Source organism: Neorhizobium sp. IRS_2294 (assembly GCF_050500145.1).
Lineage (GTDB): Bacteria > Pseudomonadota > Alphaproteobacteria > Rhizobiales > Rhizobiaceae > Neorhizobium > Neorhizobium soli.
The window spans coordinates 498626-515621 of the sequence record NZ_CP191440.1; the positions used below are offsets into that span (position 1 = coordinate 498626).

Below are 16996 nucleotides of genomic sequence, written 5' to 3' on the forward strand. Positions count from 1 at the left end.
AAGGCTCAAATGTAGGACGATACCGAACCTGATAGAGAAAACGTATTGAGGCTTGGTTACCGTGCCTAGAATCTCATCGATGACAATTGATATCAAAGGCAAATGCCCAAAATAGCGATTAGTCGATTGTCAGCTGGTATCCTCCGCCACCGGCATCAGTATGTCACCATCGCTGATTTGCGGGACGTTGAACGGAACCAGCCACCGCTCGCGGTACCCGACAAGCGAGCCCGGTTATCGATCTGCAGTGTCATTCGGTGGGTGTTATCGGGATACCCATACCCAGCTTGATATTTATCGCCGGCGAAAACGAGGTCCAGTTTGGAAAAGGCATTTCAGGCCTCCGGCTCTGGCCTGATCGTTAGCTCTGCGCCATACGCCTGTCGCAGATCGTTCTGACCAGGCTGACGGTCGGTCGCCTGGTGCCACAGCGTCGAGGTGTATCCCATTTCGCGCGTTCCCTCGATCAGAGTGATGTCAGCATTCCCGGGATTGTCCGAACGTTCGAACCAGTCGACAGGATGCTGCAGAAAATTCATCTCGAAGGCTCGGTTGGTGACACCATGGCCGACGATCACCACGTTGTCGTGGCCGTGTCGGCCTCGTGCATGATCGCCTGCTTCAGCATCAGTTCTCCGACTAGAGCATTGGCTGTGCAGCCGCCACCGTCCACGACGATGATATCGCCCGGCTGCGCGGAGGCGATTGCCTGGTGAATAAGGAGATTGTCACCAGGGCGTGTTTTTACCGTCAGCGCTGTGCCCGCCATGCGCTGATTTGTACCGTGGATGGCAGTGAGTTCTCGGGAGCCGTAGAGACGACCCATGCAATCACTCGCCTGAGCCACGCCGATACTAAGAAAGGCGTCGATGACGTTGCGGGGTACGGGAGCGCCTGTGCGCTCCAGCATTCTGAATCCGATTTTGGTCAAAGCATCCTCGTCTTGTTGAGAATGCCAAGGAACTAATTTCCTGAAAGATCGTCAAACGATATGATTTCGCGAATAAGCACGAAGGAAATTCGCGCAGACGAGCATGAGACGTAATGAAGATGGATTTTCAAGAGTTATGCCATGCAGACGACTGATGTTGCGACGTCGGAGCAGTTACGGGGTAACGGTTCATGTAATTCCTCTGAACGCAGTTGCGCTGCAGGCTTTCCTAAAGACGTTACCCTGTTTTGGCGTGTGGCCGGCCATACCCACCCTTGGTGGGGTCCGAACCTACTCGCATCTGGTCTACAACTTTTCCTGTAGAACTTCCTGCTGACCGGACAAGGCTAGCCCTTCGCTGCTTTCTAACACCGGATGAGCGCTTCTTGTTGGTTGCAATTTGAAACTCACACACCCACGGATCACGTATCCTCACAACGAAATATCCTGGAAATCCTGGATAGCTCCGCAAGCGCCTTCTCCAGAGGTCTTGGCCTACCGTCACCCTGGACCCCGACCTCCATCCCCTCACCGACCATTCGCCTTTCTCCATTCGGCGAAGATCGACAAATTGTTCTCGTCCGTGGCGGGATACAGGCCGATGATCGTGTGGCCGGCCTTGACCCGTTCGGCGACAAAATCCTCGTAGGCCGTCATCTCGACTGCCTCGTCAGCGATGTCGTCGGCGATTTCCAGTGGGATGATGATGACGCTGTCATCGTCGCCGACGACGATATCGCCCGGGAAGACGGCGACGTCGCCGCAGCCGATCGGCACGTTGATGTCGATCGCCTCGTGCAGGGTGAGGTTCGTCGGGCTGGAGGGTCGGTGATGATAGGCGGGAATGTCCAGCTCGCCGATCACCATTGCGTCACGAAAGCCGCCATCGGTCACGACGCCTGCCCCTCCGCGCACCATCAGCCGGGTAATGAGAATATCGCCGGCCGACGCTGCGCGCGCATCCTTTCGGCTGTCCATCACAAGCACATGGCCCTGCGGGCAGGTCTCGATCGCGTGGCGCTGCGGATGCTGCGGGTTGCGGAACACCGTCATGGGATTGCGGTCCTCGCGCGCCGGCATGTAGCGCAGCGTAAAAGCGGGCCCCACCATGTTGCGCCCCTTCGGCTTGACCGGCCGCACGTCCTGAATCGTCTGGTTCCTGAGGCCACGCTTGTAGAGCGCCGAGCAGAGCGTTGCGACGGAGACGCCCATCAGTTTGTCACGGGTTGCGGGGTTCATAGTTTCTCCTTGATGCTTGCTCAGTTGATCGCCGGCTCGGTCACCTTGGCGCCGAAGTCCGTCTTCAGGAAGTCGAAGTCGCAGCCCTTGTCGGCCTGCTCGATATGTTTGGTGAACATGAAGCCGTAGCCCCGTTCATAGCGCGGCTCCGGCGCCACCCAGGCGGCGCGACGCGCGTCGAGCTCTTCGCCCGCGACCAGCATGTTGAGGCTGCGTGCCGGAATATCGAGTTCCACCATGTCACCAGTCTTCAGCAGCGCCAGCGGACCGCCGACGAAGGCTTCTGGCGAGGCATGCAACACGCAGGCGCCGAAACTCGTGCCCGACATGCGGGCATCGGAAATCCGCACCATATCGCGCAGGCCGAGCTTCAGAAGCGCCTTCGGCATCGGGATCATGCCCCATTCCGGCATGCCCGGCCCGCCTTGAGGCCCGGCATTGCGCAGGACCAGCACGGTTTCCGGCGTCAGCGGATAATCCGGGTCGTCGATGATCGTCTTCAATTCGGCATAGCTGTTTGCCACCAGTGCCGGGCCGCGGTGCTTGTGAAATTTCGGATCGCAGGCGGCGGGCTTGATCACCGCTCCATCCGGGCAAAGGTTGCCCTTCAGCACGGCGAGAGACCCTTCATGATAGACCGGATTGTCGAGCGGCCGAATGACGTCCTCGTTGTAGATCTTCACCTGATCCAGCCCTTCGGTCAGCGGCAGGCCGGTGACGGTGATCGCCGTCGGATCGAGCTTGTCGCCCAGTTGCTTCATCAGAGCCCTGAGGCCGCCAGCATAAAAGAAATCTTCCATCAGATAGGTGCTGCCGGATGGGCGGATATTGGCAATGACGGGCGTGGTGCGGCCGATCCTGTCGAGGTCGTCGAGTTCCAGCGGAATACCAGCCCGGCGTGCCATGGCGATCAGGTGAATGATCGCATTGGTCGAACACCCCGTCGCCATCGCGATCGTCACGGCGTTGTTGACGGCAGCAGGCGTGATCACCTTGTCCGGCGTCAGATCCTCCCACACCATTTCGACGATCCGCCGACCGCAGGTGGCCGACATGCGCTGGTGGTTGGCATCTGCAGCCGGAATGGAAGAGGCGTTCGGCAGTGTCAGCCCCATGCCTTCGGCAATCGCCGTCATCGTGGAGGCCGTGCCCATCGTCATGCAGTGGCCATAGCTTCGGGCGATACCGCCCTCGATCCCTTGCCATTCCTCCTTGGAGATGGTGCCGGCCCGACGCTCGTCCCAGTATTTGAACCCGTCCGTGCCCGACCCCAGCGCCTTGCCGGCATAGTTGCCCCGCAGCATGGGTCCGGCCGGCAGGTAGATAAAGGGAACGCCCATCGATACCGCGCCCATCACCAGGCCCGGCGTGGTTTTATCACACCCGCCCATCAGCACGGCGCCATCGATGGGGTGCGAGCGGAGAAGCTCTTCCGTCTCCATGGCCAGCATGTTGCGATAAAGCATCGTGGTTGGCTTCACGAAATTTTCAGACAGCGACAGCGCCGGCAGCTCCATCGGGAAACCGCCCGCCTGCAGCACGCCGCGCTTCACCCATTCCACACGCTCGCGAAAATGCATGTGGCAGGGCTGCGCATCCGACCAGGTGTTGATGATCGCGATGATCGGCCGGCCTTCCCAGTCCTCCGGGGCATAGCCCATCTGCATCGTTCGCGACCGATGTCCGAACGAACGCTGATCATCGGGCATCATCCAGCGCGCCGAGCGTAGTTCTTCGTAAGTCTTCCTGCCTGCCATTCCAAACTCCCGTGCCGCGAGGGCACTCTTCCAAGATCACGATGATCGCTTATTCGGTAAACGCCTCTTCGCGTTTGCGGCTGATGCTCGGTGCCAGAACGAGCGCCAGAACGGCGACGGCGAAGATCAGCAGCGACAGGCTGAGCGGGCTGCGCACGAAGATCGACGGATCGCCCTGGCTGATCAGCATCGCGCGACGCAGGTTCTCCTCCAGCATCGGTCCGAGAATGAAGCCCAGCAGCAGCGGCGCCGGCTCGAAGCGCATCTTGCTGAGCGCAAAACCGACGACGGTGAAGCCTGCCATGACGAAGACGTCGAACACGCTGTTGTTGATGCTGTAGGCGCCGATGCAGCAGAAGCCGATGATGGCCGGAAACAGCAAATGATAGGGTACCGTCAGCATCCGCACCCAGAGCCCGATCAGGGGCAGGTTGAGGATCACGAGCATCAGATTGCCCGACCACATGGAGACGATCATGCCCCAGAACAGTTCCGGCTCGTCGGAGATCACGTTCGGGCCGGGTGTAATGCCCTGGATGATCATTGCGCCCACCATCAGTGCCATCACCGGGTTGCCGGGAATGCCAAGCGTCAACATGGGGATGAACGAGGTCTGCGCGCCGGCATTATTGGCCGCTTCCGGCGCAGCCACACCCTCAATCGCCCCTTTGCCGAATTCTGCCCGGTTGGGAGAGATCCGTTTTTCCATGGCGTAAGAGGCAAACGATGCGAGCATCGCCCCGCCGCCCGGCAACACGCCGAGGAAGGAACCGAGTGCTGTGCCGCGCAGGACCGGCGCGATAATCCGCTTGAAATCCTCCTTGGTCAGCATCAGGCCGGTCACCTTCTTGACGCCGACCGAGCGTTCCTGCTCGCTTTCCAGATTGCGCAGGATCTCGCAGATACCGAATATGCCCATGCTAACGGCGACGAAATTCAGTCCGTCATAGAGTTCCGGAATGTCGAAGACATAGCGCGGGGTTCCGCTTTCGACGTCTGTACCGACCGTGCCGAGGATCAGTCCGAACACGATCATCGCGAATGCCTTGAGCAGCGATCCGCTGGCAAGCGCGACGGACGCGACGAGGCCGAGAACCATCAGCGAGAAATATTCCGCCGGCCCGAAATTGAGGGCGACGGCCGCAAGCGGCGGTGCTGCGACCGCAAGCAGGATCGTCGCGACCGTGCCGGCGAAGAAGGATCCAAGGGCTGCGGTCGCGAGCGCTGCTCCGGCGCGGCCATTCCTGGCCATCTGGTAACCGTCGATCGCGGTGACGACGGACGAGCTTTCGCCCGGCAGGTTGATGAGCACCGCCGTTGTCGAGCCCCCATACTGGGCGCCGTAGAAAATTCCGGCCAGCATGATGAGGGCCGATTCCGGTGGAAGTCCGAAGGTGATCGGCAAAAGCATGGCGATCGTGGCTGTTGGCCCGAGCCCCGGCAGGACGCCGATTGCGGTGCCCAACAGACAGCCGACAAAGCCGTAGAGCAGGTTCATCGGCATGAAGGCGGTCGAGGCGCCGAGCCAGAGGTTAGAAAAGAGATCCATATGCAATCCAATCCGGTTTCGTCGGCTGCCCTAAGGCATCAGATGCGGGCGTCAGATGAGTTCGCCGATGAAGGGAACCCATGGGCCGAAGGCGCTGACAGGAAGCGAAAGGAGTTTTGTGAAAAGCAGAGAGGAACAGACCGCGAGAAACAGACCCAGCAGGATCGAGTGCCGCCAGTTGGCGTATCGGCTTGCGGTCGCGACCCCGACGATCATGAGGAACATCGTGGGCGCAAGACCAAGGCCCGCGAGCAGCAGGCCGAAGGCGATCGGCGCCGCAATCACCAAGGCATAGGCCTTCCAGTTCCAGACCTCCCGCTCGCCCGCCTCGACGCCGACCATCATCGCCTGCACGATGATCAGCCCACCGATCCCGATCAGGAGCAGGCTCAGCATGATCGGGAAATAGCCCGGGCCCATCTGGAACGAGTTGCCGACTTCGAGCTCGCGGCCGAACCAGATGAAGAGCAGTCCGGCGCAAATCATCGTCACGCCGCCGACGAAGTCGCGGCCGTTTCTAATTTTCAGCATGGCTTGATACTCGCGTGTGAAAGATGTGCCGGCCGGAGACTAGACCCGGCCGGCAGATTGCCTCACTGCAGCGGCACGTTGGCGGTCTTGATGACTTCGGCCCACTTCGTCGTTTCCTTGTCAATGAAAGCCTGGAACTCGGCCGACGTATTGCCGATAGGCGTCACGCCCATCGCTTCGAGCTTTGCCTTCATCGCGGGATCGGCAACGATCGCCTGTACTTCCTTGCTGAGCTTTTCGACGATTTCCGGCGGCGTGCCGGGAGGAGCAAAGAGCCCGTGCCACGAGGTCGCCTCAAAGCCGGGGATGACGCTTGCCATGGTCGGCACGTCAGCGAGCAGATTGGCCTTTTCCAGGCTGGTGACGGCCAGCGCCTTCACTTTTCCGGCCTTTACTTGCTGTGCGGCAGTGGGAATATTGTCGAACATCATATCCACATGTCCGGCGACAACGTCCATGATGGCCTGGCTGCTGCCCTTGTAGGGCACATGCGTGATCTTGATGCCGGTCTTTGTCGCAAGCAGCTCGCCTGCAAGATGGATCGATGTGCCGACACCTGATGAAGCGTAGGTATGCTTGCCGGGCTCCGTTTTCAGGAACGCGACCAGTTCCTCGACAGTGTTCGCCTTGATCTTGTCCGGGTTGACGACAAGCACGTTGGGCAGGCTAGCGATCAGCGAAATCGGCGCAAAGCCCTTTTCCCGGTCGTAAGGCAGGTTCTTGTAAAGTGTCTGGTTGATCGCGTTCGAGCTGACTGTGCCCATGCCGATCGTGTAGCCATCAGGCTTGGAGCGCGCGAGATCGCCAAGGCCGATATTGCCGCCGGCGCCTGGCTTGTTCTCAACGATGAAACGCTGGCCCAACCGCTTGTCGAGCTCTTCCGCGACGAGGCGACCGAACGTGTCGGTATTGCCGCCGGCCGCAAAGGGAACGACGACGGTCACGGTCTTGGTCGGATAGTCCTGCGCACGGCTAGCCGTCATGCCGACTGCTGATATCACGGCCGTAGCGGCCGCCAACGTCATGAAACGCTTGAGGTTCATAATACTTCCTCCACTTGTCCGGCATCTGGCCGGTCCCATTAAACCACTCTTCGAAACCCTCCTCCCGAAGAAATGGTAGCGCTTTCATTCTATCGCCAAAATCCGCAATCGCAACCTCCAAGGTGAATTTTTAAAATGTTTGGAATCAGTGCTTTGTGCTTCTAGAAGCAGGATTTTCTCCGTGCCCACTTGATTAGTTCTGAAATGAAAGCGTAACTCATTTTGACGGGGACACTCACGATGACAGACGATTTCAATATCAAGCGCATGACCAGCAACAGCCCGGTGACACTTGCCGATATCGCGAAGCTCGCAGGGGTCTCGCCTGTCACTGTGTCGCGCGCCATCAACACGCCCGCTCTGGTGAAACCGCGGACGCTGGAGGCGATCGAGAAGGTCATTGCGAGGACGGGCTATGTGCCCAATCTTCTCGCGGGCGGCCTTGCTTCCCGAAGGACCAGGCTCATCGCCGCGATCGTTCCCTCTGTCGCCAGCACCATCTTTGCCGAAACGATCGAAGGCCTCAATGCCGAACTGGTCTCTGCCGGCTATCAGCTTCTGCTCGGCCTTTCCGGCTATGAGCCAGCGCGCGAACTGGAACTGACCCGCGCCATTCTTGCCCGCCGGCCCGATGGCGTGATCCTTACCGGCATCACACATCTCAAGGAAACCCGCGCGATGCTGACGGGCGCCGGCCTCCCAATCGTCGAGATCTGGGATTCGACACCTTCGCCCCTCGATACTGCCGTCGGGTTTTCGCATGCCGCTGTCGGTGCACTGGTTGCCGAACATCTTCTCATTAGGGGATATGACCGTTATGCGCAGGTTGGCGCCAACGATCCCCGCGCCGTCCAGCGCCGCGATGGTTTCGTCAGCCGGCTGAAGGGGGTTGCCGATGTCGAACTGCCGGACCTGGAAATGAATTCGCCCTCCACCTTCCGCGACGGAAGGCTGGCGATGGCACAGCTTCTCGATCGCGGAGAAGGAACGCTTGGCGTTTTCTGCTCGTCGGACGTCGTCGCCCACGGGGCACTGGCGGAAGCTTACGCCCGCGGATGCCGCATGCCGGACGAACTTGCCATCGTCGGGTTCGGTGATTTCGACTTCGCGCCTCACACCCACCCGCCGCTGACCACCGTGCGCATCGACCGCCGCGATATCGGAACAAAGGCGGCCCAGTCGATCCTTAGAAAGATTGCGGGCGACAAGAATGTGGAAGCGATGATCAACATCGATTTCCACATCGTCGCCCGGGGAACCGCCTGAGCCTTAAGGCCGCTTGCCGAACTCCGCCGTGCCGCGTGTCCAGTGGGCTGCCTGTTCCGAAAGCGTGATCCCGAGGCCCGGACGACTTGGTACCAGCATGCGCCCATCTTGGATCTCGAGCCGTTCGTTGAACAGCGGATCGAGCCAGTCGAAATGCTCCACCCACGGCTCCAGCTCATAGGCTGCGGCAAGATGCAGGTGTATTTCCATGGCGAAATGCGGGGCGAGCTGGAGTTTCTTTGTCTCCGCCAGCGCACAGATCTTCAGAAACGGTGTGATGCCGCCCACTCGCGGGGCGTCCGGCTGGATGAAATCGACCGAATTGTTCTGGATCAGTGCCACATGCTCCAGCACACTTGTGAGCATCTCACCGGTGGCGATGGGCGTATCGAACTGGGCGGCAAGCGCGGCATGCCCCTCGACGTCATAGGCATCCAGCGGCTCCTCGATCCAGGTCAGGTGATAGGGCTCCATCAGGCGGCCGAAGCGCATGGCGGTCGGGCGGTCCCATTGCTGGTTGGCATCGACCATCATCGCCGCCCGCTCGCCGATACGCTCGTGCACGGCAGCAACTCGCTTGAGGTCGAGTGCTAGGTCGGGCTGGCCCACCTTGATCTTGATACCGCCGATACCGTCGGCAATCGACTGTTCGACATTCTCGAGAACCTCCTCGATCGGAGAAGAGAGAAACCCACCAGAAGTATTGTAACACTGCACGCTATCGCGATGCGCTCCCAGCAGTTTTGCGAGGGGCAGTCCGGCGCGCTTGGCCTTGAGGTCCCACAGCGCCACATCAAAAGCCGCGATCGCCTGCACCGCAAGCCCGCTGCGCCCAACCGATGCCCCCGCCCAGCACAGCTTGTTCCACAGCTTGCCGATATCGTTCGGATCCTCGCCAATCAGCACATCGGCAATTTCCTTGGCATGCTCGTACTGGCCAGGTCCTCCGGCGCGCTTGGAATAGCTGAACCCTATACCGGAATGGCCATGCTTCGTCTCGATCTCGGCAAACAGGAACGCCACTTCGGTGAGCGGGCGTTGCCGCCCGGTCAGCACCTTCGCATCACTGATCGGTGTCTTCAGCGGCAGGAAGACCGAAGACAGCTTGATCCAGGCGATGCTATCCGCCTCAACGGCGGCCTGCGATGCAGTCTTCTTTTCCATTTGCGCGTCCATGTCTCCAACTCCTCCTGTCGTGCGCCCGCAAGGAGCGTCCTGCTTGACGAATACGCGTCCGATCCATTTAAGTCCAAACCGAAGATTGTCGCTCAGCGATACAGGAATTGAATAGATGCTCGATATGGTTCAGGTGAAATCCTTCGTCGCCGTCGCGTCGGAACTCAATTTCAGCCGCGCCGCGAGGCAGTTGAACATGACCCAGCCGCCACTCAGCCGGCGGATCAGATTGCTGGAACAGCAACTCGACGTGACGCTCTTCGAGCGCAACAGCCGGCGCGTCACGCTGACCCCGGCGGGCCTCGCGTTTCTAGCCGAAGCGCAAAAGCTTCTGGCACAAGGCGATGCAGCGATAACGGCAACACGCCGCGCCGCCCGCGGCAGCGCCGGCTCCATCCGGATCGCTTTCGTCGGCGCCGCAACCTACGGCTTTCTGCCGCACTTCATATCAGCCGCCCGGACGCTTACGCCGCAGATCGAACTCGACCTGGTACAGATGGAAACGGCCGAACAGTTGCAGGCGATCAATCGCGGCGATGTCGACCTCGGCTTCTCCCGCCCGCTTTCCGGCGCGCATCAACTGCAGAGCCTGTGCGTTGTGCAGGAGCCGATGATGCTTGCCATCCCGCGGGCTCACCCGCTGGCGTCGAGGCGAAGGCCCCCGCTCGAGACGCTGAACGGCGAACCGATCATCATGTTCTCACCCCAGGCCCGCTATCTACACGAAAAGCTCGCCGCATTGATGACCGACAACAACATCACGCCCCACATCGTCCAGAGCATGACGCATTCACAGGCCATCCTGTCGCTGGTCAGCGCCGGCATCGGCCTCGCCATCGTCCCCGCGGCAACCCGCCACGCATGCTTCGACAACGTCGTCTTCCGCCCGCTCGACCTCAGGCAAGAATGCATCGCGGAACTGCATGCCATATGGAGCAGCGAAAACCGCAATCCCCTATTGCCGGAGATTCGCGCTCTTGTTGGAAGCTCCGCAGTGCGTGATCTCTCCAGCTAGATCTGCAGAGGCAGCCGGCGCTCGATTTGGGGAGCATGCCTCGCCAATCCAGTCCTCGGACGAGTCTTGGATCGTTAATCGGGCCTCGTGCTGCCTGACTCCACTCTTCATGGCCGAGTGCCCCAGAATAGCTGAGCGCAGCATCAGGCGTCAGCGCTGCATGACTGCAGCACGGTTCCGGTCCGGACCTTCAATATCTCAGTCGTTGCTTACAGCAGTCCGAACGTCTTCAGCGTTTCGCCGATGCGGGCGTCCTGATCCGCATTCGGCAGCAGTGCCGGCTGGCGGCTGGCGCCGACGGAGGGGTCCTGCAGGTAGAGCGCGCGCTTGACCATGGCCGGCGGGAAGCCGTGGGCGTAGAGATCGGTGCGGAAAGCGGTGTAGATGTCCTGCTGACGTTCGGCTTCTGCGATATCGCCTGAATTGAATCCGCCGACGATGCCGGCCAAGGCGTCAGGCATAGCGTTTCCGAGACCGGAAATGCAGCCCGCAGCGCCGTTCTGCAGCGCCCAGAGCACCAGATGGTCGGGACCGGAATAGACTTCGAAACCGTCGACGTCCTTGGAGACCTGAAGATAGGCGGCGAGCGTTTCCTGCGCGCCACCGGAATCCTTGATGCCCGCGATATTACCGTGGGTCGCCAGTTTGCGGGCGGTTTCCGGCTCGATATGGTTCTGGGTACGGGCGGGAATGTCATAGAGATAGACCGGGGTGTCGACCGCATCAGCGACCGTCGAGAAGTGGCGGACCAAGCCATCCTGCGTGCAGGCGATGAAGAACGGCGTGATGACGGCGATGCCGGTCACGCCGATCCGGTCAAATTCCTTGGCAAGCTGCAGCGTTTCGAAAGTGGCCGGCATGCCGGCGTTCACGATGACATCGACCTTGCCTCCGACTTCATCGACCACTTCTTCGAGCAGCTTGATCTTTTCGCCGTGGGTGAGCGCCGAAAAATCACCATTGGTGCCGGCGCACATGATATTGTTGCCGGCCGCGACCTGACGGCGCACCTGGGCGCGCGTGGCCTCGTAATTGATGGTCTCGTCGTCGTTGAAGCATGTCACGATCGCGACGAAAGCTTTCTTGGTCATTATTTTACTCCGGGATCAAATCTGGGAAACGCGTGCGAGGCGGGCATTGCGGTTTGCGGCCTGCACATCCGGATCCGGATCGAGGCTCGCGGCGAGGAGCGCCTGCGTATAGGGCATTTGCGGATTGTCGAAGACCTGCGCGACAGTGCCGAACTCGACGACCTCGCCCTTCTGCATGACCATCACGTAATCGGCGAAATCGCGCACCAGCGGCAGGTCGTGGGCGATGAAAATAAAGGCGATGCCCATCTTCTTGCGCAACCCGTCGAGCAGCCGGATCACCTGCGCCTGGACAGACACGTCGAGTGCCGACACGGCCTCGTCGCAGACGATCAGTTGCGGCTCGAGCGCAAGGGCGCGGGCAATGGCGATGCGCTGGCGCTGACCGCCGGAAAACTGGTGCGGATAGCGCCCCATATGCTCAGGCGACAGGCCGACCTGATCGAGCAGTTCGGCGGCACGCTCCCGCCATTTGGCTTTGGGCAGGATTTCCGGGTGGATGACCCAGGCCTCGGAGATCAGCTGATAGACCGTCATGCGCGGATTGAGCGACTGCGTCGGGTCCTGAAAGACCATCTGCAGATCGCGGCGCAGCTTGAACAGGTCACCCGGCGACATCGTGAAGAGGTCCTTGCCCTTCCAGCGCGCAGTGCCGCCATCTGGCTCTTCGAGGCGCAACAGGACGCGGGCAAGCGTCGATTTTCCCGACCCGCTTTCGCCAACGACGGCGACGGTTTCACCGGGCTTCAGCTCGAAGGACACGCCCTTGAGCGCTTCGAATCCCCCATAGAACTTGCGGACATCCTTGACGCTGAGGATCGATGCGCCGTGTGCGTCCGGCTCGTGCATGTCGCCCTTGCCGGGGGCGGCGGCGATCAGCTTCTTGGTGTAGGCGTGCTGAGGGTTGCGGTAGACGTCGCGCACCGTGCCGCTTTCGACAAGCTGGCCCTTTTCCATGACGACGACGCGGTCGGCGACCTCAGAGACGACGCCGAGATCGTGGGTGATGATCAGAACACCCATTCCCGTTTCGCGCTGCAATTCCTTCAAAAGTGCCAGCACTTCCGCCTGCACGGTGACATCGAGCGCGGTGGTCGGCTCATCGGCAATCAGCAGGTCGGGTTTGAGCGCCAGCGCCATGGCGATCATGACGCGCTGACGCTGGCCGCCGGAAAACTCGTGCGGATATTTGTCGAGCGCAGCCTCAGGATCCGGCAGCGCCACGCGCTTGAAGAGACGCAAGGCTTCGGCCTGCGCCTGTGTGGTGCTGATGCCGTGGGTTTTTAGCGCCTCGCGCATCTGCCATCCGACGGTATAAACCGGGTTGAGGTGGCTGAGCGGATCCTGGAAGATCATGGCGATGCGTCGGCCGTTGACCGCGCGGCGCGCCTCGCCAGACATTTTCAAGAGATTCTTGCCGTCGAGCAGGATCTCGCCGGACGTGATCTTGCCCGGCGGCATGTCGATCAGGTTCATGATCGCCGCCGACGATACCGATTTGCCAGAACCGCTTTCGCCGAGGATGGCGAGCGTTTCGCCACGGTCGAGATAGTAGGAAATGTTGCGCACGGCGTGGACGGTGCCGGACACGGTGTGAAAGTCGACGGAGAGATCGCGGACCTCGAGAAGATGATCAGCCATGTTTCGATCCTTTCATTTCCAGGCGCCAGCGCTGGACCGGGTCGAGCGCGATACGCAGCCAGTTGGAGAGAAGGTTGAGCGACAGCGTGGTCAGAATAATCGCAAGGCCGGGCCAGAAGGACAGCCACCAGGCATTGGTGAGGTACTGGCGCCCCTGGGCAATCATCAGGCCCCAGGTGATTTCCGGCGGCTGGATGCCGATGCCGAGGAAGGAAAGCGCGCTTTCGGCCAGCATCACATAAGCAAAATCGAGCGTGGCAAGCGTCATCAGCGTCGGAAAGACGACGGGCAGAATGTGGCGAAAGAGTATGCGCTTGGACGATGCGCCCATGACGCGGGCCGCCTGCACGAACATGCGGCTCTTAATTTCGAGAACTTCCGCTCGGGTGGTGCGCAGATAGACCGGGATACGGGTGATCGACAGGACCAGCATCAGGTTGAGGATCGATGAGCCGAGAATATAAAGCACGATCACCGCAACCAGCAGCGACGGGAAGGACATGATGACGTCGGCGATACGCATGATGACCTGGCTGGTCCGCTCCGACGCGAAGCCGGCGATCAGACCGAGCAGCGTGCCGATGACAGCCGAAATCAGCACGGCGCCGGCAGCGACCATGATCGTGTTTTGCGTGGCGACAATGATGCGCGGCCAGAGCGGGCGACCCAGCGCATCGGCTCCAAGCCACATAAACCAGTCGCGGCTGAAATCGAACGGTGCCAGATTGCGGCCGCGAAGGTTCTGCTTGGTGGCGAGATCATCGAGAAGGGTCGGTCCGATGATCGCCATGACAATGACGAACACCAGAAATATCGCGGCGCAGAGCGCGAACTTGTCGGCCCACAGCATACGCGCCATGCGGACGAAGAAGCCCGGCTCGGCGGCGATGGTATTGTCGGGCGTGGGGGATGGGACGGCCATTGTCATGTCGATCCTCAGTAGCGGATGCGTGGATCAAGCAGAGCGTAGGCAAGATCGATCACGAGGTTCATGAGGAAGATGGCGAAAGCGGTGACAAGGATCGCCGCCAGCACGACGTTGAAGTCTCGCTGCAGGATGCTGTCGATCATTAGCTTGCCGACGCCCGGGAAACCGAAGATGGTTTCGACGATCACCGCGCCGTTGAGAAGGCTGGCGGCCTGATCGCCGATGACGGTTATGACCGGCAGCATGGCGTTGCGCAGGGCGTGGATAAAGATGATCGGCCCCGATTTGACGCCCTTGGCGCGGGCAGTCTTCACGTAAGCCGAAGACAGTGCCGAAATCATCGAGCCGCGCACCACCTGGACGATGATACCGAATGGGCGCACGAACAGAACGCAGATCGGCAGGATCCAGTGCGAGAGCGTGCCCGTGCCCGAGGTCGGCAACCAGGACAGCTGGATGGCAAACACCACGATTGCGACGATCGCGAGCCAGAAATCCGGGACGGAAGCACCGATCAGCGACACCATCGAGGAAAACCGGTCGAAGAAGCCGCCAGTGCGAAACGCAGCAAGCGAGCCGACGACGATCGCCGCGATGGTGACCAGCGTCATGGTGATGACGGCAAGCCACAGCGTCCAGGTGAAGGCTTCGAGCACGACATCGAGCGCCGGGCGCGCCTTGCGCAGGCTTTCGCCGAGATCGCCGGTCACGACATTGCCGACATACTGGCCGAACTGCACGAGAAGCGGCTGATCGAGGCCGTGCAGTGCACGGAACTCGGCCTTCATTTCGGCCGATGCTTCGACGGGGAGAAAAAGGGAAGCCGGGTCGCCTGTCAGGCGCGACAGGAAGAACACCATGACCAGCAGCCCGACGAGCGAGATGAGGCTGGCAAAGGCGCGCTTGCGAACGAAAGTGAGCATGGTGACCTCGATCTTGCTGGAATGGACGGCGGCAGGAGCGCCGCCCATTTCACTTCGATTGGGACGATCAAAATACGTCCTCGGAGTATGGTCCGCGTTAGTTCTTGATGCCGATCTCGGAGAGCTGCAGCATCGAGTTGGTGGCGATGCTCGGCTTGAAGTCGAGACGTTCGGACACGCGGGAATAACCAACCATGTGGAAGAGCAGAACGTCAGCGACGAGATCATCGTGGACGTAGGCGATCAGTTCCGACCACAACTTTGCACGTTCATCACCAGTGGCAGCGGAGGCGCGGGACACGAGGTCATCGACCTTCGGATCGGAATAACCCGACTGGGTGCCCTTCGAGTCGTATTTGAAGAACATGGTGAAGGACGGATCACCCTTGGAATTGTCGTGCATGGCGGCAACGATCTGCGGACCGCGACCTTCCTTGAACGGCTTCGAGTAGTAAACCTCGTGCTCGGCTACTTCGACAAACCGGAGGTCGATCTTGAAGCCGACATCCTGCAACTGAGCCTGGATGGCTTCCATGATTTCCGTCACGTTCGGGAAATTGGCCGTCCGCGCGACGACGGTGATCGGCGTGTCGACTGCAACACCGTCAGCTTTTGCCTCATCGAGCAGCTTCTTCGCCTCGTCCGGATCATACGGGAAAACTTTCACATCCGGGTTCCAGCCGAGTGTCGTTGGCGGCACAAGCGCCGTTGCGAGAACCGCGTCCTGCGGCACGAGTGTGCCGATAAAGGCCTCCCGGTCGATGGCGAGGTTCAGCGCCTTGCGGACGCGGACATCATTGAGCGGCGCGATATTGCCATCGATGCGAAGATACACGGTTTCGCTGTCGAGATAGGAGAAGTCCGTCTTCTCGTTGGTCGCTTCCACCTGCGAGATCGACGGAGCAAGATCGGCTTCGCCGGTCTGAACCATGGCGGCGCGCACGGCCGGATCGGAACGGAAAAGGTAGGTGGCCTTGGTAACGGCGGGCTTCTTGCCCCAGTAGTCGTCACGCGCGTCGAGCACGATCTGCTGGCCCGGTGTCCAGTTGGACAGCTTGTACGGGCCGGTGCCGACAGGCTCGCGGATGAATTCGAGCGGCGTGCCCTCGGGAACGATGGTCACCAGCGACAGCAGCAGCGGCAGGATCGGCTGAACCGGATCGACCTTGAAGTCGATGGTGGTGTCGTCGACGATCTTAACGTCGAACTTCATGCCGCCGAAGTAACGGCGGGATTCACAGATGTTCTTGTCGCTGAAAATGCGATCGAAGCTGTATTTGACGTCCTTGGCGCCGAAGGCTTTCCCGTCGGAGAATGTCACGCCTTGGCGCAGATGAAAGCGCCAGGTGCCGTCTCCGGTCTGCTCCCACTTTTCGGCGAGCCGCGGCATAACGCCCTGCTTGCCGCGCACATCGAGCTCGGTCAGCGTTTCACTGACATTCTCCATGATGACGCGGCCGATATTGGAGCGCGTCGCCATGCAGGGCTCGAGCAGGTCGGCTTCCTCAGGCAAGACGATTTTGATGTCACTCGACGCAGCCTGAGCCGGAGAAAAACCGGTACCGAGTGCGAGGACGGAGCACAGAACGGCTCCGAGTAGGTGCGAAGTTTTCATGTCATTCTCCTCCCTCTAGCTGCGGATCGCACTGGTCAGTGCTCATCTTGCGATGGTCTCCCGACTGTGCGCTTCAGGCATTCCTCCGTGTGGCCCTGTGCGTCGGTCGGGATGCCTCCGTCCGTTTCGTAGACATAAGCGGGCTGACGCAGACCATCTGATGTCTGACCAAGTTTGTCAAATTAATTATTCCGCTATAGGATTTGGACAAACTTTCGTGAGGATAAATCCATTTATTATCATGATGATGAGGCTGAAGAACTGGCCTCAATCTTCAAATTTCAACGTCCT

The 16996-nt window shown here is 60.3% G+C and carries 14 protein-coding genes and 1 pseudogene; 2 read left to right on the top strand and 13 right to left on the bottom strand.

The features are described from left to right. Window positions 1-335: 335 nt before the first annotated feature. The 7 genes and pseudogenes from ACQY1K_RS19515 to ACQY1K_RS19545 all read right to left on the bottom strand — a co-directional run. Window positions 336-629 (bottom strand): annotated as a pseudogene (locus ACQY1K_RS19515) (histidine phosphatase family protein); the annotation flags it as partial. Further along, a complete protein-coding gene (locus ACQY1K_RS19520) occupies window positions 575-910 on the bottom strand; it encodes a hypothetical protein (protein WP_430260363.1) in 336 nt (111 codons plus the stop codon). The pseudogene ACQY1K_RS19515 and the gene ACQY1K_RS19520, both read right to left, overlap by 55 nt. A gap of 549 nt (window positions 911-1459) precedes the next feature. Further along, window positions 1460-2170, bottom strand: coding sequence for a ribonuclease activity regulator RraA (locus tag ACQY1K_RS19525; RefSeq protein ID WP_062577750.1), 711 nt, complete (start codon window positions 2168-2170; stop codon window positions 1460-1462). A 20-nt stretch (window positions 2171-2190) separates the two neighbouring features. Then, window positions 2191-3927, bottom strand: coding sequence for an L-arabinonate dehydratase (araD, locus tag ACQY1K_RS19530; RefSeq protein ID WP_430260365.1), 1737 nt, complete (start codon window positions 3925-3927; stop codon window positions 2191-2193). Window positions 3928-3976: 49 nt separating this feature from the next. Beyond that, the gene (locus ACQY1K_RS19535) at window positions 3977-5476 is read right to left on the bottom strand and encodes a tripartite tricarboxylate transporter permease (protein WP_430260367.1); all 1500 of its coding nucleotides are present in this window, start codon (window positions 5474-5476) and stop codon (window positions 3977-3979) included. Between the two features lie 51 nt (window positions 5477-5527). Beyond that, window positions 5528-6007, bottom strand: a complete 480-nt coding sequence (locus ACQY1K_RS19540; RefSeq protein ID WP_430260369.1) for a tripartite tricarboxylate transporter TctB family protein — start codon at window positions 6005-6007, stop codon at window positions 5528-5530. Between the two features lie 62 nt (window positions 6008-6069). Further along, entirely contained in the window at window positions 6070-7050 is a 981-nt protein-coding gene (locus tag ACQY1K_RS19545; protein ID WP_430260371.1) for a Bug family tripartite tricarboxylate transporter substrate binding protein, read from the bottom strand. A 240-nt stretch (window positions 7051-7290) separates the two neighbouring features. Between ACQY1K_RS19545 and ACQY1K_RS19550 the strand changes: the two genes are divergently transcribed. Then, window positions 7291-8316, top strand: a complete 1026-nt coding sequence (locus tag ACQY1K_RS19550; RefSeq protein WP_430260373.1) for a LacI family DNA-binding transcriptional regulator — start codon at window positions 7291-7293, stop codon at window positions 8314-8316. Window positions 8317-8319: 3 nt separating this feature from the next. Here the strand turns inward: ACQY1K_RS19550 and ACQY1K_RS19555 are convergent, their stop codons facing one another. Continuing rightward, window positions 8320-9492 carry an L-talarate/galactarate dehydratase gene (locus tag ACQY1K_RS19555; protein ID WP_430260375.1) on the bottom strand — a complete coding sequence of 391 codons (1173 nt, stop codon included), beginning with the start codon at window positions 9490-9492 and terminating at the stop codon, window positions 8320-8322. 115 nt (window positions 9493-9607) lie between these two features. Here ACQY1K_RS19555 and ACQY1K_RS19560 point away from each other — a divergent pair, with 115 nt between their 5' ends. Continuing rightward, window positions 9608-10507 (top strand): LysR family transcriptional regulator, encoded by a 900-nt coding sequence (locus ACQY1K_RS19560; protein ID WP_430260377.1) that lies wholly within the window; start codon window positions 9608-9610, stop codon window positions 10505-10507. Window positions 10508-10716: 209 nt separating this feature from the next. Here ACQY1K_RS19560 and ACQY1K_RS19565 read toward each other — a convergent pair whose 3' ends face one another. The 5 genes from ACQY1K_RS19565 to ACQY1K_RS19585 all read right to left on the bottom strand — a co-directional run bounded on the left by ACQY1K_RS19565 (window position 10717) and on the right by ACQY1K_RS19585 (window position 16705). Beyond that, a complete protein-coding gene (locus ACQY1K_RS19565) occupies window positions 10717-11598 on the bottom strand; it encodes a dihydrodipicolinate synthase family protein (protein WP_430260379.1) in 882 nt (293 codons plus the stop codon). 15 nt (window positions 11599-11613) lie between these two features. Then, window positions 11614-13239, bottom strand: coding sequence for an ABC transporter ATP-binding protein (locus ACQY1K_RS19570; RefSeq protein ID WP_430260381.1), 1626 nt, complete (start codon window positions 13237-13239; stop codon window positions 11614-11616). Next, a complete protein-coding gene (locus tag ACQY1K_RS19575; RefSeq protein ID WP_371816266.1) occupies window positions 13232-14161 on the bottom strand; it encodes an ABC transporter permease in 930 nt (309 codons plus the stop codon). The genes ACQY1K_RS19570 and ACQY1K_RS19575 overlap by 8 nt, the downstream gene beginning before the upstream one ends. Before the next feature lie 14 nt (window positions 14162-14175). Beyond that, window positions 14176-15090 (bottom strand): ABC transporter permease, encoded by a 915-nt coding sequence (locus ACQY1K_RS19580; RefSeq protein WP_092663432.1) that lies wholly within the window; start codon window positions 15088-15090, stop codon window positions 14176-14178. A 97-nt stretch (window positions 15091-15187) separates the two neighbouring features. Further along, entirely contained in the window at window positions 15188-16705 is a 1518-nt protein-coding gene (locus tag ACQY1K_RS19585) for an ABC transporter substrate-binding protein (RefSeq protein WP_209899673.1), read from the bottom strand. Between the last annotated feature and the right edge of the window lie 291 nt (window positions 16706-16996).